The organism is Hydrocarboniphaga sp. (assembly GCF_028291725.1).
GTDB lineage: Bacteria > Pseudomonadota > Gammaproteobacteria > Nevskiales > Nevskiaceae > Hydrocarboniphaga.
Window position 1 is genome coordinate 88,358 of record NZ_JAQGNT010000059.1, and the last position, 26,518, is coordinate 114,875.

At 64.9% G+C, this 26,518-nt stretch carries 19 protein-coding genes; all 19 read left to right on the forward strand.

The window, feature by feature from the left end; all coding sequences use genetic code 11:
* The first annotated feature begins 81 nt into the window (after positions 1–81).
* The 19 genes from JWQ90_RS16095 to ftsH all read left to right on the forward strand — a co-directional run bounded on the left by JWQ90_RS16095 (position 82) and on the right by ftsH (position 26,501).
* Positions 82–1,545, forward strand: coding sequence for a glycosyltransferase family 2 protein (locus JWQ90_RS16095; protein ID WP_366919526.1), 1,464 nt, complete (start codon positions 82–84; stop codon positions 1,543–1,545).
* Positions 1,546–1,641: 96 nt separating this feature from the next.
* Positions 1,642–2,883 (forward strand): PilZ domain-containing protein, encoded by a 1,242-nt coding sequence (locus JWQ90_RS16100; protein ID WP_299696006.1) that lies wholly within the window; start codon positions 1,642–1,644, stop codon positions 2,881–2,883.
* Positions 2,884–2,893: 10 nt separating this feature from the next.
* Positions 2,894–4,588, forward strand: a complete 1,695-nt coding sequence (locus tag JWQ90_RS16105) for a hypothetical protein (RefSeq protein WP_299696007.1) — start codon at positions 2,894–2,896, stop codon at positions 4,586–4,588.
* A gap of 74 nt (positions 4,589–4,662) precedes the next feature.
* Positions 4,663–6,123, forward strand: coding sequence for an alginate export family protein (locus JWQ90_RS16110; RefSeq protein WP_299696008.1), 1,461 nt, complete (start codon positions 4,663–4,665; stop codon positions 6,121–6,123).
* Positions 6,120–7,886, forward strand: a complete 1,767-nt coding sequence (algG, locus tag JWQ90_RS16115; protein ID WP_299696009.1) for a mannuronan 5-epimerase AlgG — start codon at positions 6,120–6,122, stop codon at positions 7,884–7,886. The genes JWQ90_RS16110 and algG overlap by 4 nt, the downstream gene beginning before the upstream one ends.
* Before the next feature lie 183 nt (positions 7,887–8,069).
* Positions 8,070–9,500 (forward strand): MBOAT family protein, encoded by a 1,431-nt coding sequence (locus JWQ90_RS16120; RefSeq protein WP_299696010.1) that lies wholly within the window; start codon positions 8,070–8,072, stop codon positions 9,498–9,500.
* 41 nt (positions 9,501–9,541) lie between these two features.
* Positions 9,542–10,648: an alginate O-acetyltransferase gene (locus JWQ90_RS16125; RefSeq protein ID WP_299696011.1), complete on the forward strand. Its 1,107-nt coding sequence runs from the start codon at positions 9,542–9,544 to the stop codon at positions 10,646–10,648.
* Positions 10,649–10,792: 144 nt separating this feature from the next.
* Entirely contained in the window at positions 10,793–11,416 is a 624-nt protein-coding gene (locus JWQ90_RS16130) for an alginate O-acetyltransferase AlgF (protein WP_299696012.1), read from the forward strand.
* A 20-nt stretch (positions 11,417–11,436) separates the two neighbouring features.
* Positions 11,437–13,023, forward strand: coding sequence for an alginate biosynthesis protein AlgX (locus tag JWQ90_RS16135; RefSeq protein ID WP_299696013.1), 1,587 nt, complete (start codon positions 11,437–11,439; stop codon positions 13,021–13,023).
* Positions 13,007–14,110 carry a mannuronate-specific alginate lyase gene (locus JWQ90_RS16140; RefSeq protein WP_299696014.1) on the forward strand — a complete coding sequence of 368 codons (1,104 nt, stop codon included), beginning with the start codon at positions 13,007–13,009 and terminating at the stop codon, positions 14,108–14,110. Before JWQ90_RS16135 ends, JWQ90_RS16140 begins: the two co-directional genes overlap by 17 nt.
* Positions 14,111–14,311: 201 nt before the next feature.
* A complete protein-coding gene (dapB, locus tag JWQ90_RS16145) occupies positions 14,312–15,097 on the forward strand; it encodes a 4-hydroxy-tetrahydrodipicolinate reductase (RefSeq protein WP_299696015.1) in 786 nt (261 codons plus the stop codon).
* Positions 15,098–15,252: 155 nt separating this feature from the next.
* The gene (locus JWQ90_RS16150; protein ID WP_299696016.1) at positions 15,253–16,575 is read left to right on the forward strand and encodes an amidohydrolase; all 1,323 of its coding nucleotides are present in this window, start codon (positions 15,253–15,255) and stop codon (positions 16,573–16,575) included.
* Between the two features lie 154 nt (positions 16,576–16,729).
* On the forward strand, positions 16,730–17,800 hold the full coding sequence (locus tag JWQ90_RS16155) for a PA0069 family radical SAM protein (protein ID WP_299696017.1): 1,071 nt from the start codon (positions 16,730–16,732) through the stop codon (positions 17,798–17,800).
* 413 nt (positions 17,801–18,213) lie between these two features.
* On the forward strand, positions 18,214–19,362 hold the full coding sequence (gene carA / locus JWQ90_RS16160) for a glutamine-hydrolyzing carbamoyl-phosphate synthase small subunit (protein ID WP_299696018.1): 1,149 nt from the start codon (positions 18,214–18,216) through the stop codon (positions 19,360–19,362).
* 7 nt (positions 19,363–19,369) lie between these two features.
* Positions 19,370–20,059, forward strand: coding sequence for a leucine efflux protein LeuE (gene leuE, locus JWQ90_RS16165; protein ID WP_299696019.1), 690 nt, complete (start codon positions 19,370–19,372; stop codon positions 20,057–20,059).
* Positions 20,060–20,066: 7 nt separating this feature from the next.
* On the forward strand, positions 20,067–23,291 hold the full coding sequence (gene carB / locus JWQ90_RS16170; RefSeq protein ID WP_299696020.1) for a carbamoyl-phosphate synthase large subunit: 3,225 nt from the start codon (positions 20,067–20,069) through the stop codon (positions 23,289–23,291).
* 79 nt (positions 23,292–23,370) lie between these two features.
* Positions 23,371–23,847: a transcription elongation factor GreA gene (gene greA, locus JWQ90_RS16175; RefSeq protein WP_299696021.1), complete on the forward strand. Its 477-nt coding sequence runs from the start codon at positions 23,371–23,373 to the stop codon at positions 23,845–23,847.
* Positions 23,848–23,864: 17 nt separating this feature from the next.
* Positions 23,865–24,494: a 23S rRNA (uridine(2552)-2'-O)-methyltransferase RlmE gene (rlmE, locus tag JWQ90_RS16180; RefSeq protein ID WP_299696022.1), complete on the forward strand. Its 630-nt coding sequence runs from the start codon at positions 23,865–23,867 to the stop codon at positions 24,492–24,494.
* 72 nt (positions 24,495–24,566) lie between these two features.
* Complete coding sequence (gene ftsH, locus JWQ90_RS16185; protein ID WP_299696023.1) at positions 24,567–26,501, forward strand: ATP-dependent zinc metalloprotease FtsH; 1,935 nt, start codon at positions 24,567–24,569, stop codon at positions 26,499–26,501.
* Positions 26,502–26,518: the final 17 nt, after the last annotated feature.

Here is a 26,518-nt window from a genome sequence, read left to right on the forward strand (position 1 = left end):
ATTGCGCCAAGCCAGATCGCCGTGCCCGCAAGGCCGGTCGAGGTTCGCCAGCCGCAAGGCCGCTCGAAGTTTCGCGACTTCATCGGCTGGCTGCTGTACGCCACCGGCCTGCTGTTGATCGCGATCCTGCTGCCGGCGGACGCTTTTGATCCGGCATCGGCGAACTACTTCATGGCGATCGGCGCGCTCGGCATCTGGCGCTACTCACTGCGAGCGATCCACTTCATCCGCGCGATGCTGTTCCTGAAGTGGGAGTATCCGCGGCTGCGCAAGCTCGCCGATGCGGCGGGTGACAGCGCGGCGCCTTCGCATGTGTATCTGCTGATCACCAGCTTCCGCATCGACGCGCAGACCACCGCCGACGTTTATCGCGCCAGCATCCAGGAGGCGATCCGCTGCGGCTGGCCGGCCACCCTGGTCGCGTCGATCGTCGAGATGTCGGATCAGCGCATCATCATGTCGCTGTGGGATGCGATGCAGCCGCCGGATCGGGTGCGGCTGAAGATCGTGCGCATTCCCGGCACCGGCAAGCGTGACGGCCTGGCGCAGGGCTTTCGTGCGATCTCGCGCGACATGCCCGACGACGATGCCGTGGTTGCGGTGATCGACGGCGATACGCTGCTGCAGCCAGGCGTGATCAGCCGCACCGCGCCGTTCCTGAAGCTGCTGCCGGGCGTCGGCGCGCTGACCACCAACGAGTTCTGTCAGGTCGAAGGCGGCTACCTGATCAGCGAGTGGTACAAGCTGCGGTTCGCGCAGCGCCACCTGAACATGTGCTCGATGGCGCTGACCCGGCGCGTGCTGACGCTGACCGGAAGAATGTCGCTGTTCCGCGCCAGCATCATCACTGACCCGAGCTTCATCTACGACGTGCAGCACGACGCGCTCGATCACTGGCGTCTCGGCCGCTTCCAGTTTCTGACCGGCGACGACAAGTCCAGCTGGTACAGCCTGATGCGTCTGGGCTGGGATACCTGGTACGTGCCGGATGCGTCGATCAGCACGGTCGAGCATCCACCCGATCCCAGTTTTTTCAAATCCTGCAAGCAGCTGATGTTCCGCTGGTACGGCAACTCGCTGCGCCAGAACGGCCGCGCGATGGGCCTGGGCCCGGGGCGCCTCGGCTGGTTCACCTACTACGTGCTGCTCGATCAACGCATCCTGATGTGGACCGGCCTGCTCGGGCTGGCGCTGGCGGTCGCGGCCAGCATCCGCTTCAACATTTTTTTCCTGGTCAGCTTTCTGCTGTGGGTCGGGCTGACGCGCCTGATCATGGCCTGGCTGCTGGTAATTTCCGGTCATCCGGTCGGTCCGGGATTCCCGCTGCTGCTGTACTACAACCAGATTCTCGGCTCGCTGATGAAGATCAAGGTTTCGTTCCGTCTCGACCAGCAGTCGTGGACGCGGCAGAAGACCACGCTCGACCGCGGCCTCAACGATTTTCAGACTCGATTCAATCGCTGGTCTTCCAACATTTTCACTTTTGCCGCGTGCAGCTTGTTTGCAGCTTTCGTGGTGGCGATGGTGACCGCGCCGGCACCGTAGCGCCGTAGGGCGGGTCGTGACCCGCCGTTTTTTAGACGATGCAGAAACAGCGGCGGGTCACGACCCGCCCTACACGGACAGTCAACAGGAACGCTCATGGACGATGTCAGACCTTCACTGGTGCACGAGGCCGAGGCACAACGCCAGCATCCGCGGGTGCGCGTCGCCGGCAGTTTTCTGCTCGACGGCGAAGGCGCGCCGCGCAGTTATCGCCTCAACGACCTGTCGGCCGGCGGGCTCAGCTTCGACGCGCAGAGCGATCGCTTCCAGGTCGGCGCCACGCTGCGCGGACGGCTTGGTTTCCAGCTCGAATCGGTGTCGATGGTGTTGCCGATCACGCTGCAGATCCGCAATGTATCGCCGGGCGGCAGCCGCGTCGGCGGCAGCTTCATGGCGCTGGGCACGCGCGAAACCTCGGTGCTGCGTCAGCTGATCAACTCGACGCTGGCGGGCGAGCTGGTATCCACCGGCGAGCTGATCAACGTGCTGTCGCGCGACAATTTCGTCAAGCCGCGCGCGGTCAAGGACGCCGGCGGGCTCAGCGGCCGCGCACGCTTTCGCGCGATGATGGCGACCGCGGCGATGGCCCTGGTCGGAATCGCTGCCTGCTTTTATGCGGGGTCCAAACTCTATGCGATGGCCTTCGTCACGCAGGCGTCCGCGGCCAAGGTCGCCGCGCCGAGTTTCGCGGTGACGATGCCGCGCGACGGTACGTTCTTCAGCCTGATTCCGGCCGACGGCATCGTCAAAAAAGGCCAGCCGCTGGGTTCGTTCCAGGCGGCGATGCTCGACGTGGTGCAGTCCGATCTCGGCTCTATGCATCTGACGCCGGAACAGCTGTCGGCGCTGATGGGCGAGCAGCTCAAGGGCACCTTGTCGAGCCCCTGCGATTGCCGCGTGCAGCAGCAGATCGCGTTCGACGGCCAGTATGTGAACCGCGGCCAGCCGCTGTTCGAGCTGGTGCCGGTCGACGCCAAGCCTTACGTGCTGGCGCGCTTCCGCTTCGAGAGCATCGATCGTCTGCCGATCGGCCGTGTCGTCGCGTTCACGGTCACCGGCGATTCGACCGAGCGCTACGGCAAGGTGCGTGATCTGCGCCTGCTGTCGCCGGCCGGCGCCGCCGAAGCCAGCGCCAGCGACATGCGCGGCCTCAACGGCGCCAGCGCTCTGTCCGACGTGATCGCGACGATCGAGCCGGACCGCCCGCTCGACAACCAGCTGATCGACCGCCCGGTGCAGGCGACACTCGGCAACGAGTCCGCGATCAGCGCAGCGGTGGCGAGCCTGAGCGAACGCGCGCGCACGCTGGTGTCGCAGAAGCTGGTCGCGCAAAAGTGAGCCGGCGCGCATGAGCCGGTTCCGGCATGGCGCCGCGCGCTTATCGGTGATGGCCTTGTCTGGCGCGCTGCTGGTTGCGGCGGTCGCCCGGGCGCAGGAGACCGTCGTCGTCGAGGCCAAGTCGGCTGCGGCCCGCGGGCTGCCGGATCTGAAGCGCGGCCAGCTGGCCGCCACCGAAGATCGCATGGACGATGCCGAAGCCGATCTGCTGCCGCTGGCCGAGCTTGGCTATGTCGAGGCGCAAATCGCGCTCGGCAAGCTCTACGCACGCATCGGCACGCCGGATCGCATCGCTGCGGCGATCGTCTGGCTGCGCCATGCCGGGCAACGGGCACCGGTGCCGGTGCAGGTTCCGCTCGGCCGCCTGCTGGCCCGCTCCAATGATCCCAACGAACTCGTCGAAGCCCAGCAGCTGTTGAGCACGGCCTACGCGGATCGCAGGGACAGCGAGGCGCTGGCCGGCCTGGTGCGCCTGTACTCCGGACATCCGCAGCTGGATCGCGAGCGGCAGGTCGCCAGGCTTGCCGCGCGTGCCGAGAAGATTCCGCAGCCGGACACCCTCTCGGCCGCCGTTGGCTGGTATCGCAGCACGCCGCAGATAGAAGGCCATCCCGCGCATCTGCTCGAGCTGTGCCGCAAGGCGATCGACCAGGTACCGGAATGCCATATCGATCTGGCCAAAGATGCGCGGCGCCGCGGCGATCACAAGCAGCTCGAAAAGCAGGTCGACGACAGCATCGTCGCGTATGACGCTCAACTGCTGAGTGAAACCGCGCTGACTTCGCTGGCGCGTGTACTGGTCGACGATCCGAAAGACGACAGCAACGATCCGATCCCGAATCTGTCGGCCCTGGACGTGAAGCTGTCCGATGTCGAGGAAGACGAAGGCGAGGCGGCGCTGCGCCAGCAGGCTGCGGAGCACAGCCAGATCTCGCCGGGCTGCAGCGGGCCGAGCCTGCCGGTCGCGGCGAAACCCGCCGGCGATGACGCCGCTCCGACGGACGCGGCGACTTCGGCAGCCGCGCAGGAGATCGCAGCCGAGCCTGAACTTGCCGGCAAGGTCCTGCAGAAACTGCTGCAGGGGCAGGGCCTCGCACCGGTGCTCGCGGCCGGCGTGGTGGTGCGCTATCCGTATCTGTTGCCCGGCACCGACGTCGAAGCCAGGCTGAAGCAGGGCGACGAGGATGGGGTGCCGGAAGCGCGGCTGTATCTGGGCACGCTGTATCTGCAGGGCGCTCGGGCGGTCCGCGATCCGGCGCGCACGCTGCAATATCTGAGCAAGGCCGAACACGATCCGCAGACGGCGCTGCAGGCGCATTATTTTCTCGGCCGTCTGTATCAGTACGGCTATCTGGACGAGAGTTCGCCGCTGTTGGCAACCCGGCATCTGATCTACGCCGCGCGGCATGGCTATGCCTCGGCCGACGGCGCGATCGCGCGGCTGTTTTCGTCCGGCAAGGGGCTATGCCCGAATCTGCTCGACGCCTACGTGTTCGCCAAGCTTGCCGTTGCCGGCGGCAGCGACAACACCGCGCCGCTGCTCGCTGCGATCAAGGCGCAGCTGAGCCCGCAGCAGGCCACCGAGGCCGAGCAGCGGCTGCGCGCCGAAATCGCCGCGCGCCCGGATGCCGGCGCCGGCCGCTATGCCCAGCAAACGCCGGCGAATCCGCTGGCCGCCGGTTCTGCCAGGGACGGCCAGACCTGATGAACATGATCTATAAAAACGGGATCAATAAACAGGATCAATAAACAGGATCAATAAACGGGATCAATAAAAACATGATCAATAAAAATTCCAATGGAGCCTTGGCTGTTGTTCGCCGCCGGCATCTGTCGATGCTCGTCGCCGCCGGCTTTGGTGTCGCGATGCCGGTGATCGCCGATGCGCTCGAACTCGACTATCGGCTGAAGGCCACGGTCGCCGGCGTCGCCGATGGCGGCCGCGATCTGGATCTCAACAATGCGGACTCGACCGCCGAGGCCTACGTCGACATGACGCCCTGGGTGCATCTGCAGTTCAATGAGGACTGGGCCGCGTTCGTCCGCGTGCGTGCTTATCAGCCGAGCGGCAGCTTGCTGCAGCCCGGCAACGAGAACGACAACCTCGGTGCCACCAGCAAGGGCTTCGTCGCGCTGAAGGAAGCCTGGGTTGAATACGGCGGCCTGACCAGCTATCCCGGCGAAGTACTGCGGCTTGGCCGGCAGCGCATCCGCGATGAAGATGCCCAGTTCCTCGATCAGGAAATCGACGCGCTGCGCTGGATCGTCGACACCACGCTGCTCAACAGCGAGCTCGGCGTCGCCCACCAGTTCGACAGCTACCGCAGCGATGGCGCCGATATCGCGCGCGAGCAGAAGGACCGTACCTACGTATTCGGCCATATCGATTACGACTGGATCGAGCGTCAGCGCATCGGCCTGCGCGTGGCGCATGCGATCGACGACGAGCATCTGCCGGCGCCTGGCGACACCGTTGACCCGAGCGAGCGCAACACCCAGGGGAATCTGACCTGGATCGGCGTCTACGCCGACAACCATTCCTATGATTGGCGGCCGATCCAGCCTCAGGGCGCCGAGCTTTCGTACTGGAGTTCGGCGACTTTCCTGAGCGGCCATCGCGATCGCATCATCGAGGACCCGGCGACGCACACGGTCGTCGGCAGCGCCGGCGAAGACACGCATGCCTGGGCTGCCGAGACCGGCATCCGCGCGCGCGTCGCGGGCCCGGTTCAAGTCGGCGCGGCTTACGCCTACAGCAGCGGCGGCAGCGCCGATGACGCGGACCGGCAGTTCGAGCAGACTGGCATCCAGAGCAACTACTCGCGCTTCACCGGTACGCGCACGCAGATCTATCGCTACAACGAGGCCTACCGGCCCGAACTAGGCAACCTGGAAGTGGCCAGCGCGTTCGCGTCGCTCAGCGAAGCCGGCTACGACGCCAGCCTGATCTACAACCGCTTCCGCCGTACCCAGAGCGACGGTGCCGTGGTCAGCGACGGGCTGAGCGTATCTCCCGTGCAGGACAGCCACGACCTCGGCGACGGCCTCGACCTGGTGATGAGCCGATACTTTTCGCTCGGCCGCGCCAGCACCGACGAGCTGCCGGACTACACGCCGTCCGACGACGCGGCCGACAGCTCGCTGCGGCTGCGTGCGTCCTGGTTCAATCCGGGCAAGGCCTACGGCGCGCAGGCCAAGGACGAGTACCGCGTGATGCTGGAGTTGACGCTGTGGTATTGAGATGGCCAGCGACGCTGTCGGGCCTGCTGCTGAGCCTGATGCTGGGGCTGGGCTGCGCGCCGGCGGATGCGCGGCCCGCGGCGCAGCATACGCCGCTGCCGAGCGCAGCGAGCGACCCGGACGAAGACCCGGATGTCGTGACGCCGAAGTTTGCAAAAACGCCGCGGCTCGGCCTGGGCGATCACGACGACGCATCCAGCGACGACGAGATGCTCGATGCCTCGCTGGACGATCCCGGCGAGCGCTATCAGACCGACGGCTCGGATCAGGACGATCCGGCCGAGGACGATCGCAAGCTGCTCGAAGCCGAGAAGCGGCCGTACGAGATCAGCACCTCGTCCGGCGCCGAGCTGAAGATGGCGCCGCCGACCTTGCCGGATCTGACGCCTTATACCGCCGACAAGGTGATGGAGAAGATTCAGCAGAAGCGGCCGGGCCGTGCCGAAGTCGCCAGCGTGCTGAACCAGCTGTCGTTCCGCGGCTTCATGGGCCGCGACGAACGCATGCGCGACTGGGCGGCGCGGCAGGGCGGCTTGCCGAAAGCGATCTTCATCCGCGGTGGCTACGTCACGCCGCGCGACATCGCCCGGCAGGTACCGCGCCAGTACTTCGAGGAAGTGCAGAAGGGCGTGTTCGTCGCGCGCCTGCCGATCGACGTCGCGCCGGGCGCGACCCTGCATATCGACGACTCGGTCGGCGATTTCCGCTTGTCGCAGGATCGCGGATCGTTCCTGATCAACGAGGGCCGGCTGTTCATCACCGGCAGCCGGCTGCGTGCCTGGAACGAGGCACGCAAGGACGCCGCGCAGTTCGAGGACAAGCACGACTTCCGGCCCTTCATCGTGTCCTGGGGCGGATCGCAGACTTACATCGTCAACAGCGTGATCGCCAACCTCGGCTATGCATCGAGCAAATCCTACGGCGTGTCGATTTCGCAGTTCTCGCCGTCGCTGAAACAGGTGATGAACCGGCCGAACCCGAGCGGCTGGATCATCGACTCCGAGTTCTATGACCTGTGGTATGGCTTCTATTGCTACGAGGCTGAAGACTTCGTGCTGCGCGGCAACGACTACCACGACAACATCAAGTACGGCATCGATCCGCACGATCGCTCGCGGCGCCTGATCATCGCCGAGAACAAGGCGTATAGAACTCGCGAGAAGCACGGCATCATCGTCTCGCGCGAAGTCGACGACAGCTGGATCATCAACAACGAGGCCTATGAGAACCATCTGTCGGGCATCGTCGTCGACCGCAACAGCGTCAACAACGTAGTTGCGTACAACCGTGTCTATCGCAACAAGTCCGACGGCATCACGATTTACGAGAGCCCGCAGACGCTGATCTGGGGCAACCTGGTCACACGCAACAACCGTCACGGCATGCGCGTGCGCAACAGCACCGACGTGCGCCTGTACGACAACGTCGCCATCGCCAACGGCCTGTCCGGCGTCTACGGCCACGTCAAGGACCTGCGCGGCACCGGCCGAAACATGGCGCTCGATCCTTTCCGCAAGACGATCTCGATGATCGTCGCCGGTGGCCAGCTGATCTCCAACGGCTCGTCGCCGGTCAACATCGATCAGCCGCTGAGTCTGGAGTTGTACGACGTCGACCTGCGCGCGCCGCAGCGCGAGCTCGGCATCAAGTTCACCGGCATTCTCGGCAAGCACCAGGACGAAGTGCTGAACATTCTGATGCGGCAGAAGAAGGCGGTGGTGGTGCGGCCCGCAACCGCCACCGTCGTCGGCACGAGCAACTGACGTGAAACTGGCAATGCCCATCAATCACGCCGCTCCGTTCCTCCCGAGTAGCCTCGCGCAGCGAGACGTATCGAGGGACTTGAGCACGATGCATCCCTCGATACGGCCACTGCGTGGCCTACTCGGGAGGAACGGGGTTTCCCGAAGAGTGTCGATCCACGCCACCAGCGAGCGACTGTAACCATGGTCTTCTCATCCAACGTATTCCTGTTTCTGTTTCTGCCGCTGTTCCTGGCGGTGTACTACCTGACGCCGGATCGCGGCCGTTACCGCAACTGGGTCGTGCTGATCGGCAGCTATGCGTTCTACGCCTGGTGGCGTGTCGATTTCCTGCTGCTGTTCGCCGGCGTCACGGTGTTCAACTACCTGATCGGTCTGCGCATCGGCCAAGCCGGCGCACGTAGCGCGCTGGCCAGGCGCTGGCTGATGCTGGGTGTCGGCGTCGATCTGGCAACGCTGGGCTATTTCAAGTACGCCAACTTTGGCGTCGACAGCTTCAACCTGCTGCTAGCCCAGTTCGGGCTGCAGCCCTTCGTGCTGGCGCATGTGATCCTGCCGATCGGCGTGTCGTTCTATGTGTTCGAGTCGATCAGCTACATCGTCGATGTTTATCGCGGCGACGTCGAAGCCACCAAGCATCCAGTGGACTTCGCGACCTTCATCGCGCTGTTCCCGCATCTGATCGCCGGCCCGGTTTTCCGTTACAAGGATCTCGCCGGGCAGTTCGAAAAGCGCGAGCACAGCGTCGAGCTGTTCGGTCAGGGTTCGCTGCGATTCATGCAGGGTTTCGTCAAGAAAGTCTTCATCGCCGACTCGATCGCGCCAATGGTCAGCCAGGCTTTTTCGCTGAGCGATCCGACTACGGCCGACGCCTGGTTAGGGGCGATCGCGTATACGGTGCAGCTGTACTTCGATTTCAGCGGCTACAGCGACATGGCGATCGGCCTGGGCCTGATGATGGGCTTCCGCTTCGTCGAGAACTTCAACCAGCCCTATGTCAGCCAGAGCATCACCGAGTTCTGGCGGCGCTGGCATATGAGCCTGTCGAGCTGGCTGCGCGACTATCTGTACATCGCGCTCGGCGGCAATCGCGGCGGCGTCGCCAAAACCTATCGCAATCTGTTCCTGACGATGCTGCTCGGCGGGCTGTGGCACGGCGCCAATTTCACGTTTCTGATCTGGGGTGCCTGGCACGGCGCGATCCTGTGCATCGAGCGGGTACTCGGCGTGAAGGCCGAGCGTCCGGGCTTCAGCCTGATTCGCTGGGCGCCGACTTTCCTGTTCGTGGTGCTGGGCTGGGTCATGTTCCGCGCCGAGCGCGTCGGCGTCGCCTGGCAGTTCTATACCGCGATGTTCTCCTTCGATGGCCTCGGCTTGAGTGAGGCTTTCGGCAGCTCGATTACGCATCTGCAGCTGGCGACGCTGCTGCTGGCAGTGCTGGTGCTGATCTGGCGCGGCGCCACCGCCGGTCGTGCCGAGCCGACGGCACTGCGGCCGGTGATGGCGCAGCGCATGTTCAGCCTGGCGCAGTGGCTGGTGTGGCCGCTGTTCGTGCTCGCGGTGCTGAAGCTGTCGGCACAGAGCTATTCGCCCTTCCTGTATTTCCAATTCTGAGTTCCCGTTCTGAGTTCCAGTTCTGAGGCCGGAGAGATCGCATGAATCTGCCCGTTATCCGTCGCCCGCAACTCGCGGTTCACGCCGCGTTATTCACGCTGGTGGTCCTGGGCGTCGCCATCACCGCGTTCAGCCGTGCGTCCAGCTTCGAGCCCCAGGTCGACCAGGCAGTGCTCGACGGCCGCATGGCCAAGTCGTTCGAGACGCACTACGACCAGGCTTTCCCGGCGCGCGGATTCGGCATCAGCCTGTGGGCCGCGATCGACTATCTGATCTTCGGCGAAGCCCAGAGCGGCGTTGTTCTCGGCAGGGACGGCTGGCTATATACCGACGAGGAATTCGTGGTGCCGAAGGCGGCCGAGCAGCAGGTGGAGCGGAATTTCGCGCACATCCGTGAAGTGCGCGACCAGCTCGCCGCGCACGGCGTCAAGCTGGTGGTCGCGCTGGTGCCGGCGAAATCGCGCGTCTATCCGGAGCATCTGCGCAAGCGCAAGCCACCGGCGTTTCGCGAGGGGCTATATGCGCAGGCGGAGGAAGAACTCACAGCGAACGGCATCGCCAGTCCCGATCTGCTGCAGTCGCTGATCTCTGGCAAGCGCGATGGCCCGACGTTTCTGCGCACCGATACGCACTGGACGCCGCAAGGTGCGGCGCAGGCCGCAGTCGTGGTCGCGGCTGCACTGCGCCGGATGCTGCCGGTGTCGGCCGAGGCCAGCGCAGGCTTCACGACGGTAACGGCGGCGAAGCGCAAGCATCATGGCGACCTGCTGAACTTTCTGCCGCTGGATCCTTACTTCAGCCGGCTGCTGCCGCCGCTGGACGAAGTGTCCACGGCCAGCACCACCGCCGCTGGCGGCGACGATCTGCTCGGCGCCGCCGCCGCGCCGCGCATCGCGCTGGTCGGCACCAGCTACAGCGCCAATCCGGAATGGAATTTCGTCGGCGATCTGCGCCAGGCGCTGTCCGAGGACATCGCCAACTACGCCAAAGACGGCCGCGGCCCGTTCCAGCCGATGTTCGACTACCTGCAGAGCGAGGACTACAAACAGGCACCGCCGCGCGCGGTGATCTGGGAACTGCCCGAGCGTTATCTGCCGTACGACAAGCCGCCGGAGCTGGCGGCAAAGCACGAGGACGGGCATCCGTGAGAGCGGGAACTTCATTCGCCGCCACCGCTGCCGTCATTCCCGCGAAGGCGGGAATCCAGGGATGCGAGCGGCGTGCTATCCGCTCTGGATTCCCGCCTTCGCGGGAATGACGAAGCTTAAGTAGTTCAAATCAGGAGAACCACCATGAAGCATTCCAACAAGCAATCCCCGGCGATCATCGCCGCCCTGGTGCTAAGTGCGGCAACGTTCAGCGCCGATGCCGGCCTGTATCCGCCGGCCGCGCCGCCGGATTCCGCGTTCGTGCGCGTGTTCAACGCGACGCCTCAGGGCCGGCTCAAGGCCACCATCGGCGATCACGCGATCCCCGACGCGGCGCCGATGGACGCGAGCAGTTACGTGTTCCTGCCGCCGGGCAGTTATCCGGCAAAGATCAGCGGCGCCGAGAAGACCGTCAGCCTCGACAGCAAGCGCTGCTATACCGCGGCCGCGGAGCCCGGCGCCATCCAGCTGTTCGACCAGGACTGCTTCAACAGCCAGCTCAAATCGCTGGTTTCGGTCTACAACCTGATCGACGGCGCAACGCTCAGCGTCAAGGTCGGCGAGAACGGCCCGGCCGTGATCGACGGCGTCGCTGCCAATACCGCCGGCCATCGCGAAGTCAATCCGGTGAAGGCCGATCTGGTGGTCTACAACGGCGGCACCAAGCTCGCGCAAGCCAAGCCGGTGACGCTGGAGCGCGGCAAGGTGTTCAGCCTGTTCGTGACCGGTTCGGTGGCCGCGCCGGTGCTGACCTGGGTCGTCAACTGAGCCGGCTGATGAACCGGCTGATGAGTCGACGCACTCTGTTGATGGTGTCGAGCCTGCTCGCCGCGCTTGCGACAGGCGCGGCCGCCGCCGATGCGGACAGCGAAGCGGCGAGTGCGAGCGCGCCGGTCTACAACGTCGCGCTGTGCTGCCAGCTGTGTCCGCAGGCAGCCGATCCGCAGAACTATGCCGGCTCGACCTATCTCGAGGAGTTCAGCGTGCTGCAGCAGGGCCGGGATGGCTGGCTGTTCCGATCGCGCGTCGATCTGAGCACGCGGATCGAAATCACCGACGACAGTCTGGCCGAACTACGGCGGCTGGCATCGGCGATGCGCGCGCGCGGTACCGAACTGGTGGTCGTGCTGCAGCCGCCGCGCGCGCTGATGGATCCCGACAAGCTCGGCGACGATCAACGCGCAAGCTACGATCTCGGCGCCGCGCGCGCAGGCTATGCCCAAGCGCTCGCACGCATCCGCAGCGCCGGCGTCACCGTGCCGCCGCTGGACACGCTGGTCGACGAGCACAAGCACTACGAGTATTTCTTCCGCCGCGATCATCACTGGACGCCGGCCGGCGCAGAAGCAACGGCCAAAGTCGTTGCGGCGACGGTGCAGCAGATGCCGTCGTTCCGGGAGGTGCCGCGGCTGACGTACGCGACGCGCGCCAACGCGCTGATCGGCAAGCCCGGTACCTTGCAGAAGGTCGCCTCGCAGATCTGCGGCGGCAGCTACTCGATGCAATACCTGACCGGCTATATCACCGAGGCTTCCAGCGATAACGCGGCGGCCAGCGCCGATGCGCTGCTCGGACCTCAGCCAAAAAAATCCGACAGTCCGTCCGGCGGCCTGCTCGACGACCACGCTGCGAGCGCCGGCTCGGGCGGCCTGCTCGATGATGGCGATGCCGGTGGCGACTCCGGCGCGCCGCAGATCGCGTTGATCGGCACCAGCAACAGCGATGCCAAGGGCGGCTACAACTTCGGCGGCTACCTGCAGCAGTACATCGGCGCCGACATTCTGAACGCGGCGCTGTCCGGCGGATCTTTCGATGGATCGCTGCTGCACTACCTGCCGAGCGAGGCTTACCAGAAGCACCCGCCGAAGATCGTGATCTGGGAAATGCCCTGGCAGAACTGGCCGGGCGCCGACAAGAACCCGTACAAGACCTTCCGCCAGGCGCTGCCGCTGGTGCACGACGGCTGCCGCGAACGGCCCGCCGTGCTCGAGCGGCAAATGGCGCTGAAAGCCGGCGACAACGAACTGCTGTTCAATGCCGGCGGCAAGCCGCTGCAGGGCGGCCGCTACTGGCTCGACCTGCAGTTCGACGATCCGACGATCAAGGATCTGCATGCGATCATCTGGTACTACACCGGCCAGAAGGAATCGCTGAAGCTGCACTTCAATCAATACGTCGACAACGGCGGGCGCTTCGTCACCGAGTTGCGCCGCAACCGCCCCGATTACGCGGCCGCGACCTTCATGGGCGCGACGCTGAACCTGGAGCAGGAGCCGGTCAAGCCTCTGAGCGTCAAGGTGCGTGTCTGCTCCATGGAAGGCCCACAGCAGCAGACGGCTACGGCCGCGGAGATTCCAAATGCACATTCGCACTAGCACCCCGATCATCGTCAGCGGCCTGTTGCTGAGCGCTCTCGGCATGAGTGCTTCGGTCAAGGCAGCCGATCTGGTCCCGCCGCCGGGCTACTACGCGCCGGTTGGCCAGCAGAAGGCCAAGTCGTTCAGCTGCCCGGCGGCGCCGGAGCCGTTCGCCGGCACGCTGGATTTCCCAAGCAAATACGAAGGCTCGGGCAAGGCGCGCGACCAACTCAACGAGGCGGCCGACCAGAAATACAAGGCGCTCACAAAGCCCATTACCGACATGGAAACCGGCGCGACCAAGCTGGTCGATCAGTACATGGAGTCCGGCCAGAGCGAAGTGCTGCAATGTGCGCTGGACTGGTACGGCGGCTGGGCCCGCGCGCGCGGCCTGCTCGGGCCGGCGGCGAATCACACCGGCGCGTCGATGCGCAAATGGTCGCTGGCCAGCCTCAGCGGCGCCTGGCTGCGGCTGAAGTTCTCGTCTTCAAAGCCGCTGGCATCGCGCAGCGCGCAGGCCGCGCAGATCGATGCCTGGCTGGGTGAAGTGGCTGACAAGGTCGTCGGTGAATGGGATCTGAAAGCGCCGCTGGACAAGATCAACAACCATTACTACTGGGCCGCGTGGAGCGTGATGGCGAGCAGCGTCGTCAACAACCGGCATGACCAGTTCGACTGGGCGGTGAAGATGTACGACATCTTCGCCGGGCAGGTCGATGCCGAAGGGTATCTGCCGAACGAGATGAAGCGCGAAAGCCGCGCCGCCGGCTACCAGGTGTACGCGGTCACGCCGGTGGCGATGATCGCGGCTTTCGGCAAGGCCAACAACGCCGACCTCGCCGCGACCGGCAACAAGGCGCTGAGCCGGGCGGCCGAGCGGGCGCTGAGCGCCTACGACGATCCCAGCCAGTACGAGGCCAAGACCGGCAAGCAGCAGACGCTGGAAGGCGCCGACGAGCAGAGCGCCAAGCTCGCCTGGCTGGAGCCGTATTGCTGGGCCACCCAGTGCAGCGCGGCGACGATCGCCAAGCGCGACCAGCTGAGGCCGATGAAGAATCGCCGGCTTGGCGGCGACGTCACCGCGGAGTTTCGCAACGCGTCCTGAGGGGCGCTCGCGGATGCGTCCCTCGATACGGTTCGCAAGCGAGCCTACTCGGGAGGAACGGGGGTTTTTTTGCGCTCTTGAAGCGATGCCTCCACTCCGTTCCTCCCGAGTTGCGCCGCAGGCGCGTATCGAGGGACCGCGCTGCAGCAGCGGCAAATTCCGCCGAGTTTGCCTAAACTCCGCAGCCTTCCGGAGACCGACATGACCGACCCCATCCGCATCGCGATCCTTGGCGCCGCCGGCCGCATGGGCCGCGCGCTGATCGACGCGCTGCCCCAGCACGGCACCCTGCGCCTGGGCGCGGCGCTGGATCGCGCCGAGGCCGCCGGGCAGAACCAGGAAGTCGCGGCCGGCGTGCCGCTGTCCGCCGACCTCGCCGCGCAGACCGGCAACTTCGACGTGCTGATCGACTTCACCCGGCCCGAAGGCACGCTGGCCGCGCTCGATAGCTGCGTCGCCGCCCGCCGCGGCATGGTCATCGGCACCACCGGCTTCAGCAGCGAACAGCGGGCGCGGATCGAGGCCGCGGCGCAGCGGATTCCGATCTGCATGTCCGGCAATTTCAGCATCGGCGTGAACCTGTGCCTGGCGCTGGTCGAACACGCGGCGCGTGTGCTCGGCGAGCGCTTCGACATCGAGGTGATCGAGGCGCATCACCGCCACAAGGTCGATGCGCCCAGCGGTACCGCGCTGATGCTCGGCGAAGCCGCGGCGCGCGGCGCCGGCGTCACGCTGGCCGAGCAAGCCGTGTACGCGCGCGAAGGCCATACCGGCGCGCGCGCCGCGAACACGATCGGCTTCTCGACGATCCGCGGCGGCGATGTCGTCGGCGATCACAGCGTGCTGTTCCTCGGCGACGGCGAGCGCATCGAGATCACGCACAAGGCCAGCAACCGCGCCAACTTCGCCAACGGCGCACTGCGTGCGGCGGCCTGGCTGCAGGGCAGGCCCGCGGGCCTGTACTCGATGACGGACGTGCTGGCGTGATCCTGTAGGTTGGGGTGAGCGCAGCGAACCCCAACGATCACCACCGTTGGCGCGAAACGAATGTTGGGGTTCGCTGCGCTCACCCCAACCTACAGCTGGGTTGACAGACCGGGCGTCCACGGCGAGCCTGCAAGCTCGAACACCGGAGTGTGCGCATGAAGTTGGGACGCTGGGTTTCCGTCGGAATTTTGCTGGCGACCTCATCGCTGCCGGCGGCCGCCGCCGAAGCCGATCTGCACGCGCAGATCGACCAGCTCACCGCCGAGATGAACGGCACGCTGGTCGAGGACCGTCGCTGGCTGCATCAGCATCCCGAGCTGTCGAATCGAGAAGTGAACACCGCGGCCTACGTCGCAAAACGCCTGAAGAAGCTCGGCCTCAAGCTGCAGACCGGCGTCGCCAAGACCGGTATCGTCGCGATCCTGGAGGGCGGCAAGCCCGGTCCGGTGATCGCGCTGCGTTCCGACATGGACGCGCTGCCGGTGGTCGAGGAGGTCGACCTGCCGTTCAAATCCAAGGTCAGGAGCACATACGACGGCAAGGACGTCGGCGTGATGCATGCCTGTGGCCACGATGGCCACATGTCGATTCTGATGGGCGTCGCCGAAGTCGCCTCCAAGCTCAAAGCGCAGTGGCCGGGAACCTTGAAGCTGATCTTCCAGCCGGCCGAAGAAGGCGCGCCGGACGGCGAGGAAGGCGGCGCCGAACTGATGGTCAAGGAAGGCGTGATGAGCAGCGCGCCGAAGCCCGAAGTGGTGTTCGGCCTGCACCTGTTCTCGCAGTGGGATGTCGGCCAGCTCGCGGTGCGCTCCGGCGGCGCGATGGCCAGTTCGGACGATCTCGACATCGTCGTGCACGGCAAGCAGACCCATGGCGCGCGGCCCTGGGCCGGCATCGACCCCATCGTCGTCAGCGCGCAGATCATCGAGGGCCTTCAGACCATCACCAGCCGGCAGATGGACATCAGCCAGGCGCCGGTCGTGGTCACCATCGGCAAGATCGACGGCGGGGTGCGCAGCAACATCATCCCGGACAGCGTGACCATGCGCGGCACCTTGCGCGCGCTCGACACCGGCATGCAGAAGGACATGCAGGAACGCGTGATCCGCACCGTCACCAAAATCGCCGAAAGCGCCGGCACGACGGCCGACGTGAGCATCGGCAAGGACCACGCGTATCCGGTGACCTACAACGACCCGGCGCTGACCAAGGCGATGCTGCCGACGATGCAGCGCGTGGTCGGCGAGAACAATGTGCTCGATGTGCCGCCGATGCTGGGCGCCGAGGATTTCTCGTTCTTTGCGCGCGAGGTTCCGGGCTTGTTCGTGTTCGTCGGCGTGCGCACGCCGGGCCAGCCGGCCGCTGATTGGGCGGCGAATCATTCGCCGCGCTTTCATATCGACGAGGCCTCGTTGGCGGTCGGTGTCCGCACGCTGAGCAATCTGGCGCTGGACTATGCGACGGCGCATCAGAAGTAGAGCTTCGTGTTTGAAATTTATAAACCCAGTCCGTTCCTCCCGAGTAGCCGCTTGCGGCGTATCGAGGGACTTGAGCGATGCGTCCCTCGATACGCCCGCAAAAGCGCGGGCTACTCGGGAGGAACGGGGTGTGGTGCTGGCATGAAGAATAACCTTGGCCACCGCTAGCGGACCGCGCAAAGGGCAGGGTGCCGGCTCCAACCCGGCGGGGCGCTTCGAGTCGCGGCGCACCGAGGTTTTTCACGACGACTGGGATCTGCTTGAAGAAGAGCCCGCTCGGCTGAAGATCGAAGTCCGCGAGGACCGTGCGCGCAGCATCATCAGCCACAACGATTCGCCGGACATCGGTTTCGATCAGTCGATCAATCCGTATCGCGGTTGCGAGCATGCCTGCATTTATTGTTTTGCGCGGCCGACGCACTCGTACCTGAACCTGTCGCCCGGCCTGGATTTCGAGACCAAGCTGTTCTACAAGGGCAACGCGGCCGAAGTGCTGGGTGCGGAACTGCGCAAACCCGGCTACGTGCCGAAGATCATCGCGCTCGGCACGGCCACCGATCCCTATCAGCCGATCGAGCGCGAGCATCGCGTGACGCGCCGGATACTCGAAACCCTGTTCGCGTTCCGTCATCCCGTCGGCGTGATCACCAAAGGCGTGCTGATCGAGCGCGACCTGGATCTGCTGGCCGAGATGGCGGCGCTGAACCTGGTCAGCGTCGGCATGACCCTGACCACGCTGCGCGACGAGCTGAAGCGCGATCTGGAACCGCGGGCGGCTTCGGGCCGGGCACGGCTGCGGGTGATCCGCCGGCTGACCGAGGCTGGCGTTCCGGTGCGGGTGATGTTCTCGCCGGTGATTCCGTTCGTGAACGACCACGAGATGGACGAGGTGCTGGCGCTGGCGGCCGAGGCGGGTGCGCGTCATGCGTCGTGGGTGATGCTGCGGCTGCCCTACGAGGTCAAGGACCTGTTCCGGGAATGGCTGGTTCAGCGCTACCCGCTGAAAGCCGAGCACGTGATGAGCCTGGTCCAGCAAGTGCGCGGCGGTCGCGACTACGACTCGACTTTCGGCAAGCGCTTCCGCGGCACCGGCCAGTACGCTGAGTTCACCGCCCAGCGGTTCCGGCTGGCCTGCCGGCGAAATCAGTATCTGGAATCGGGGCCGGATCTGGACTATTCCGGCTTCCGCATTCCGGGCGCGGGCGGGCAGATGTCGCTGCTGTAGCGCTGACTGCTAGCAGCCTGTCGGGCTTGGGAGATCGTAGCGAGGGTTTGGCCTGCTGTGTCCAAGCTGCGGGCGACTGAGGAAAATATCGAGTCATATTTGACGAGGGCGCCCGCAGCTTGGACACAGCGGGCCGAAGCCGCAGTAGATCTTGCCAAGCCCGACAGGCTGCTAGGCCTCAATCGCGGACAAGGTCCGCTCCTACAGGCAGCTTGCGCAGCCCTGGTTCCGCAACTGTAGGAGCGGACCTTGTCCGCGATCGAGGCCAGGATTACCGATCGCGCCGACTTCCTCCGTGGACGGAACAGGCTTCGACCGGTAAACTGCCGGCCTAATCACGCGAGGGGGGCGCAAGCCCCCTTTGCTATGTCTGCAACGCGGATTAGCGCATAAATGAGTCTTTAAGAGAGCCGATGACGAATCACAGACCGGCCCTGCTTGCCCTCGCCGACGGCAGTGTTTTCAAAGGTGTATCGATCGGCGTCGACGGGCAGACCGTTGGCGAAGTGGTTTTCAATACCGCGATGACCGGCTACCAGGAGATCATGACCGATCCCTCGTACCGCGAGCAGATCGTCACGCTGACCTATCCGCATGTCGGCAATGTCGGCAGCAACCCCGAAGACGCCGAGTCCGACCGCGTGCATATCGCCGGCCTGGTGCTGCGCGAAGTACCGCGAAAGCACAGCAGCTGGCGCTCGCAGATGGATTTCAGCGAATACCTGCGGACCAACCAGGTCGTCGCGATCGCCGAGATCGACACTCGCCGCCTGACCCGCATCCTGCGCGACAAGGGCGCGCAGAACGGCTGCATCGTCGCCGGCGACACGGTCGATGAGGCTGCCGCGCTGGCCGCGGCGCGCGGCTATCCGGGCCTGAAAGGCGCGGATCTGGCCAAAGTGGTGTCGGTGAAGGAGGCCTACAGCTTCACGAGCGGCTCGTGGTCGCTGGGCAGCAACCGCGAAGTGCCGCTGATCGAGGAGCGTTTCCACGTCGTCGCCTACGATTTCGGCGTCAAGCGCAACATCTTGCGCATGCTGGTCGACCGCGGCTGCCGCGTGACCGTGGTGCCGGCGCAGACTTCGGCCGCGGACGTCTTCAAACTCGAGCCGGACGGCGTGCTGCTGGCCAACGGCCCGGGCGATCCCGAGCCCTGCGATTACGCGATCGCGGCCGGCCGTGAGTTCATCGCGCGCAAGCTGCCGTTGTTCGGCATCTGCCTCGGTCACCAGATTCTGGGCCTGGCTGCCGGCGCCAAGACCTTGAAGATGAAGTTCGGCCATCACGGTGCCAACCACCCGGTGCAGGACGTCGAGTCCGGCCGCGTGCTGATCACCAGCCAGAATCACGGTTTCGCGGTCGACGAGGCGACGCTGCCGAAGAATGCCGTGGTCACGCACCGCTCGCTGTTCGACGGCTCCAACCAGGGTTTCCGCCTCATCGACGCCCCCGCTTTTAGCTTCCAGGGTCACCCGGAAGCCAGCCCCGGCCCCCATGACGTGGACTATCTGTTCGACCGCTTCGTGCAGTCGATGACGCCCGCCGCGGCGCTAACCGCGTAAGGCGCCCATGAATAGCTTCGGCCTCATCGACCTGCCGACTTATCTGCTCGGCACGTTGATCATCGTGCTGCTGCCCGGCCCGAATTCGCTGTTCGTGCTCGGAACCGCGGCACGCGGCGGCGTAGTCCCGGCGTATCGCGCAGCTTGTGGGGTCTTCCTCGGCGACGCGCTGCTGATGGTGCTGGCGGCCGGCGGCGTCGCCTCGCTGCTGAAGACCTATCCGGCCGCATTCATGGTGTTCAAGTACGTCGGCGCGGCTTATCTGATCTGGATCGGCGTCGGCATGCTGCTAGCGGCCTGGCGCGTTTCCCCTCTCCTGGGAGAGGGTGGCCCGGAGGGCCGGGAGAGGGCCCTCTCCCCCCGCTATGCGGGACCCTCTCCCAGGAGAGGGGAAAAGAATCCGTTCCGCAGCGCCCTGCTGATCAGCCTGCTGAACCCCAAGGCGATCATGTTTTTCATGGCCTTTTTCATCCAGTTCGTCGACCCGGCCTACGAGCACACGGTGCTGTCGTTCGCGCTGCTCGGCCTGATCGCGCAGACCATGAGTTTCATCTACCTCAGCACGCTGATTTTTGCGGGCGCCAGGCTGGCCACGGGCTTCCGCAGCCGCAAGCGTCTGTCCGCCGCATTGAGCGGAGGCGCCGGGACCCTGTTTCTGGGCTTCGGCGCAAAACTCGCGACTGCCAGCCTGACCTAAGACTCCGATGCCCAAACGCACAGACCTCAAAAGTATCCTGATCATCGGCGCCGGCCCCATCGTCATCGGCCAGGCCTGCGAGTTCGACTACTCCGGCGCCCAGGCCTGCAAGGCGCTGCGCGACGAGGGCTACCGGGTGATCCTGGTGAACTCGAATCCGGCGACGATCATGACCGACCCGGACATGGCCGACGCGACCTACATCGAGCCGATCCGCTGGCAGACGGTGGCCAAGATCATCGAGGCCGAGCGCCCCGACGCGGTGCTGCCGACGATGGGCGGCCAGACCGCGCTGAACTGCGCGCTGGACCTGGCCAAGCACGGCGTGCTGGCCAAGTACAAGGTCGAGATGATCGGCGCCAACGAGCACGCGATCGACCTCGCCGAAGACCGCCAGAAATTCCGCGACGCAATGACTGAAATCGGCCTGGGCTCGGCGCGCTCCGGCGCCGCGCATTCGATGGAAGAGGCGCGCTACATCCAGCAGCAGATCGGCTTCCCGGCGATCATCCGGCCGAGCTTCACGATGGGCGGCTCCGGCGGCGGCATCGCCTACAACATCGAGGAATTCGAAGAGATCATCATCCGCGGTCTCGACCTGTCGCCGACCAAGGAAGTGCTGATCGAGGAGTCCCTGCTCGGCTGGAAAGAGTTCGAGATGGAAGTCGTGCGCGACCGCGCCGACAACTGCATCATCGTCTGCTCGATCGAGAACTTCGATGCGATGGGCGTGCACACCGGTGACTCGATCACGGTCGCGCCGGCGCAGACGCTGACCGACAAGGAGTACCAGTTGTTACGCGACGCCTCGATCAAGGTGCTGCGCAAGATCGGCGTCGATACCGGCGGCTCCAACGTGCAGTTCGCGATCAACCCGGATGACGGCCGCATCATCGTCATCGAGATGAACCCGCGCGTGTCGCGCAGCTCGGCGCTGGCGTCGAAGGCCACCGGCTTTCCGATCGCCAAGATCGCCGCCAAGCTCGCGGTCGGCTACACGCTCGACGAGCTGCGCAACGACATCACCGGCGGCGTCACGCCGGCGAGTTTCGAGCCGAGCATCGACTACGTCGTCACCAAGATTCCGCGCTTCACGTTCGAGAAATTTCCGCAGGCCGATTCGCGTCTGACCACGCAGATGAAGTCGGTCGGCGAGGTGATGGCGATCGGCCGCAATTTCCAGGAATCGCTGCAGAAAGCGATGCGCGGCCTGGAAACCGGATCAGACGGCTTCGACGAACAGGTTGCGGATTTCCGCGTCTCCAGCCTGGCCAAGATCCGCGACGAGCTGATCACGCCGCGCGGCAAGCGGCTGTGGTTTGTCGGCGATGCTTTCCGCGCCGGAATGTCGGTCGACGAAGTGTTCCAGCTGTCGAAGATCGACCCCTGGTTCCTCGACCAGATTCACGAGCTGATCATGGTCGAGACGCGTATCGCATCGACGGCGCTGGCAGAAATCCAGGCCGACACGCTGCGCCGCTACAAGCGGCTCGGTTTCTCCGATCGGCGCATCGCCAAGCTGACCGGCAGCCACGAAAACCAGGTGCGCGCGCATCGCCACGCCAACGGCGTGCGCCCGGTGTACAAGCGCGTCGATTCCTGCGCCGCCGAGTTCGCATCCAGCACCGCGTACATGTATTCGACGTATGACGAGGAATGCGAAGCCCGGCCGACCGACCGCAAGAAGATCGTCGTGCTAGGCGGCGGCCCGAACCGGATCGGGCAGGGCATCGAGTTCGATTACTGCTGCGTGCACGCGAGTCTCGCGCTGCGTGAAGATGGCTATGAGACCATCATGATCAACTGCAATCCGGAGACCGTGTCGACCGACTACGACACTTCGGATCGCCTGTACTTCGAGCCGCTGACCTTCGAAGACGTGATGGAAATCATCGATCTTGAAAAGCCGGTCGGCGTGATCGTGCAGTTCGGTGGCCAGACACCGCTGAAACTGGCGCGTGCGCTCGAAGCCGCTGGCGCGCCGATCATCGGCACCACGCCGGACGCGATCGATCTGGCCGAGGATCGCGGCCGATTCCAGAAGCTGGTCGATGAACTCAAGCTGCTGCAGCCGCCGAACGGCATCGCGACCTCCGAGGCCGAGGCGCATGCCGTCGCCGAGCGCGTCGGCTATCCGCTGGTGGTGCGCCCCAGCTATGTGCTCGGCGGCCGCGCGATGGAAATCGTGCACGACGACGAGGATCTGAACCGCTATATGACCGAGGCGGTCAAGGTCAGCAACGATTCCCCGGTGCTGCTGGACCGCTTCCTGAACAACGCCATCGAAGTCGATGTCGACGCGCTGTCCGACGGCGAGCGCGTGGTCATCGGCGGTGTCATGGAGCATATCGAAGAGGCCGGCGTGCATTCCGGCGACTCGGCCTGCTCGCTGCCGCCGTATTCGCTGCCGAAGTCGGTGGTCGACGAGATCCGCTCGCAGATGGAAAAGCTGGCGCGCGCGCTGAACGTGGTCGGTTTGATGAACGCGCAGTTCGCGGTGCAGGACACCACGGTTTATCTGCTGGAAGTGAACCCGCGCGCCTCGCGCACCTCGCCGTTCGTGTCCAAGGCCACCGGCCGGCCGCTGGCCAAAATCGCCGCGCGTTGCATGGCCGGCCAGAGTCTGGCGAGCCAGGGCGTGCTCAGCGAAATCATCCCGCCGTATTTCTCGGTCAAGGAGTCGGTGTTCCCGTTCGGTAAGTTCCCCGGTGTCGATCCGCTGCTCGGGCCGGAAATGCGCTCGACCGGTGAAGTCATGGGCGTCGGCGCCTACTTTGGCGAGGCCTTCAACAAGGCGCTGCTGGCGGCCGGCATGATCGTGCCGCGCCAGGGCACGGCCTTCATCTCGGTGCGCGATGCCGACAAGCCCAAGGCGATCGAGCTCGCCAGGCTGCTGGCCGCGAAGAGCTTCCGCGTCACCGCCACGCACGGCACCGCGGCCGCGATCCGCGCTGCCGGCATCGACTGCGAAGGCGTCAACAAGGTTAAGGAAGGCCGGCCGCATTGCGTCGACATGATCAAGAACGGCGAAATCCACTTCATCGCTAACACCACCGAAGGCAAGACCTCGATCGAGGAATCGCGCTCGATCCGGGCGGCCGCGATCCAGCACAAGATCTGCTACTTCACCACCATTGCTGGCGCCTACGCGGCGGCGATCGCGATGGATCACCTCGACGCGCTCGACGTGAACCGGCTGCAGTCGCTGCATCAGCAGTTGGCTTCGGTTTAAGCTAGCTTCAAGGTAGTTTCCACATAGTGCCGCCGCGGGCGCGCACCGGCTTTTTATATTTGAACCGATCAGAAAAACCATGAGCAAAACGCCCCTCACCGTTCGCGGTGCCGACAAACTGCGCGAAGAACTGCGAGTGCTGAAGTCCGAAACGCGGCCGCAGATCATCGCCGCGATCGCAGAAGCCCGAGCGCACGGCGATCTGAAAGAAAATGCCGAATACCACGCCGCCCGCGAGCAGCAAAGCTTCGCCGAGGGCCGCATCGGCGAACTCGAAGGCAAGCTCGGCGACTGCCAGATCATCGACATCACCAAGATCGAACCGACCGGCAAGGTCATTTTCGGCAGCACCGTGACCCTGGTCGACACCACCAGCGAAGACCAGTCGCGCTACCAGATCGTCGGCGAGGACGAGGCCGACTCCAAGGCCGGCCTGATCTCCTACAACTCGCCGATCGCCCGCGCGCTGATCGGCAAGGTCGAGGGCGATGTGGTCGAAGTCCGCGCACCCGGCGGCGCCCGCGAGCTCGAGATCATCAAGGTCGAGTACATCTAGGGCCTCGCGCCCTTCCCATGAGCCAGAAGCGCAGTAACAGCAGCTCGCGCTGGCTTGCCGAACACGAGGCCGATGAGTACGTCATCAAGGCGCGCAAGCTGGGTTACCGCTCGCGCGCGACCTTCAAGCTGCTGGAGATCCTCGAAAAGGACCGGCTGATCAAGCCCGGCATGGTCGTCGTCGATCTCGGCGCCGCCCCCGGCGGCTGGAGCCAGGTTGCGCGGCCGCTGCTCGGCCACAAGGGCCGGTTGATCGCGTTGGACATCCTGCCGATGGAGCCTTTAAAGGAAGTCGAGTTCATCCTCGGCGACTTTCGCGAAGACGCTGTCCTCAAGGAACTGGAGGCCGCGGTCGGCGAGCAGGCCATCGATCTTGTTTTGTCCGACATGGCCCCCAACATCAGCGGCATAGGGGCGGCTGATCAGGCGTCGTCCCTGTATCTCTGTGAACTGGCACTGGATTTCTGCGGCGCCCATCTGAAGAAGGCGGGTGTCATGGTCGTCAAAGTGTTCCAGGGCGAGGGATTCGACGAATACCTGAAGGTGGTCAGGCAGAGTTTCGAGAGCGTGACGATCCGTAAACCCAAGGCTTCGCGGCCCAGAAGTAGGGAAGTTTATCTGGTGGCGCGAAACTATCGGCGGGTGTAAGGTTCAGACGAAGCGGTCTGTCCACGACCCATGCAATAAGTTGATGAATCCGTTGATGGATAAGGAAATAGCTTGAACGATCTGGCCAAAAATCTCCTGCTCTGGGTGGTTATCCTCGTCGTGCTGATGAGTGTGTTCCAGAGCTTCGCCGGCCGTGGACGCGCTCAACCGGAAATCCAGTACTCGGACTTCCTCGACCAGGTCAAACAGGGCAACGTGTCCGAAGTGGTCATCGCCGGCGATCAGCTCCATGGCGAATTGAAGGGCGGCTCACGTTTCCTGACGGTCAGCCCCGAGACGATCAATTCCGGCCTGATCAAGGACCTGATCGAAAACAAGGTGAAGTTCACCGGCGAGAAGCCCAAAGAAACGCCGATGCTGATGCAGCTGCTCTTCAGCTTCGGCCCGATCCTGCTGCTAATCGCGGTCTGGGTCTACTTCATGCGCCAGATGCAGGGCGGCGCCGGCGGACGCGGCGCGATGAGCTTCGGCAAGAGCCGGGCGCGCATGCTCAATGCCGACCAGGTCAAGATCACTTTCAATGACGTCGCCGGTGTCGAAGAGGCCAAGCAGGAGGTCTCCGAACTGGTCGACTTTCTAAAAGACCCGGGCAAGTTCCAGAAGCTGGGTGGCAAGATTCCGCGCGGCGTGCTGATGGTGGGCTCACCGGGTACCGGCAAGACCCTGCTGGCCAAGGCCATCGCTGGCGAAGCCGGCGTACCGTTCTTCACGATCTCAGGCTCGGACTTCGTCGAGATGTTCGTCGGCGTCGGCGCCAGCCGCGTCCGCGACATGTTCGAGCAGGCCAAGAAGCATGCGCCCTGCATCATCTTCATCGACGAAATCGACGCCGTCGGCCGCCATCGCGGCGCCGGTCTGGGCGGTGGTCACGACGAGCGCGAGCAGACCCTGAACCAGCTGCTGGTCGAGATGGACGGATTCGAGGGCAACGAGGGCGTGATCGTCATCGCCGCCACCAACCGCCCTGACGTGCTCGACCCGGCGTTGCTGCGCCCGGGCCGTTTCGATCGCCAGGTCGTCGTGCCCTTGCCGGACGTGCGCGGCCGCGAACAGATCGTCAAGGTCCACATGCGCGCGCTGCCGCTGGCCGAGAACGTGAAGCCGGAAATCATCGCCCGCGCGACGCCGGGTTTCTCCGGTGCCGACCTGGCCAATCTGGTCAACGAGGCGGCGCTGTTTGCTGCCCGCTCCAACAAGCGTCTGGTCGATCACGACGACTTCGAGAAGGCCAAGGACAAGATCATGATGGGCGCCGAGCGGCGCTCGATGGTGATGTCCGAAAGCGAGAAGAAGCTGACCGCCTATCACGAGGCCGGCCACGCGATTGTCGGTCTGACCGTGCCGGATCACGATCCGGTCTACAAGGTCACGATCATCCCGCGCGGCCGCGCGCTGGGCGTGACGATGTTCCTGCCGGAAGAGGATCGCTACAGCTATACGCGCGAGCGCCTCAACAGCCAGATCTGCTCGCTGTTCGGCGGCCGCCTGGCCGAAGAGATCATCTTCGGTATGGACAAGATCACCACCGGCGCCTCCAACGACATCGAGCGTGCCACCGACATCGCCCGCAACATGGTCACCAAGTGGGGCATGTCGGACAAGATGGGCCCGCTGGCCTATTCCGACGACAACGGCGAAGTGTTCCTCGGCAAGAGCGTTACCCAGACCAAGAGCGTGTCGGACGACACCGCCTATGCAATCGACCAGGAAGTGCGCGGCGTCATCGAGCACAACTACGCTCGCGCCAAGCAGATCCTGGAAGACAACATCGGCAAGCTCCACATCATGGCCGAGACGCTGCTGAAGTACGAAACCATCGACAGCGAACAGATCGCCGCGATCATGGCCGGCCGTACGCCGGGCCCGCCCGAGAGCTGGAACGACGGCAACGGGCGGTCCAATCCGCCGCCGCGTAGCAGCGGTTCGGGCTCCAGCGCCACGATCCCGCCGAGCGGCTCGCCGCGTCCGGCTGGCTCGCCGCCCTGATCCGGCGTCGGTCAGCA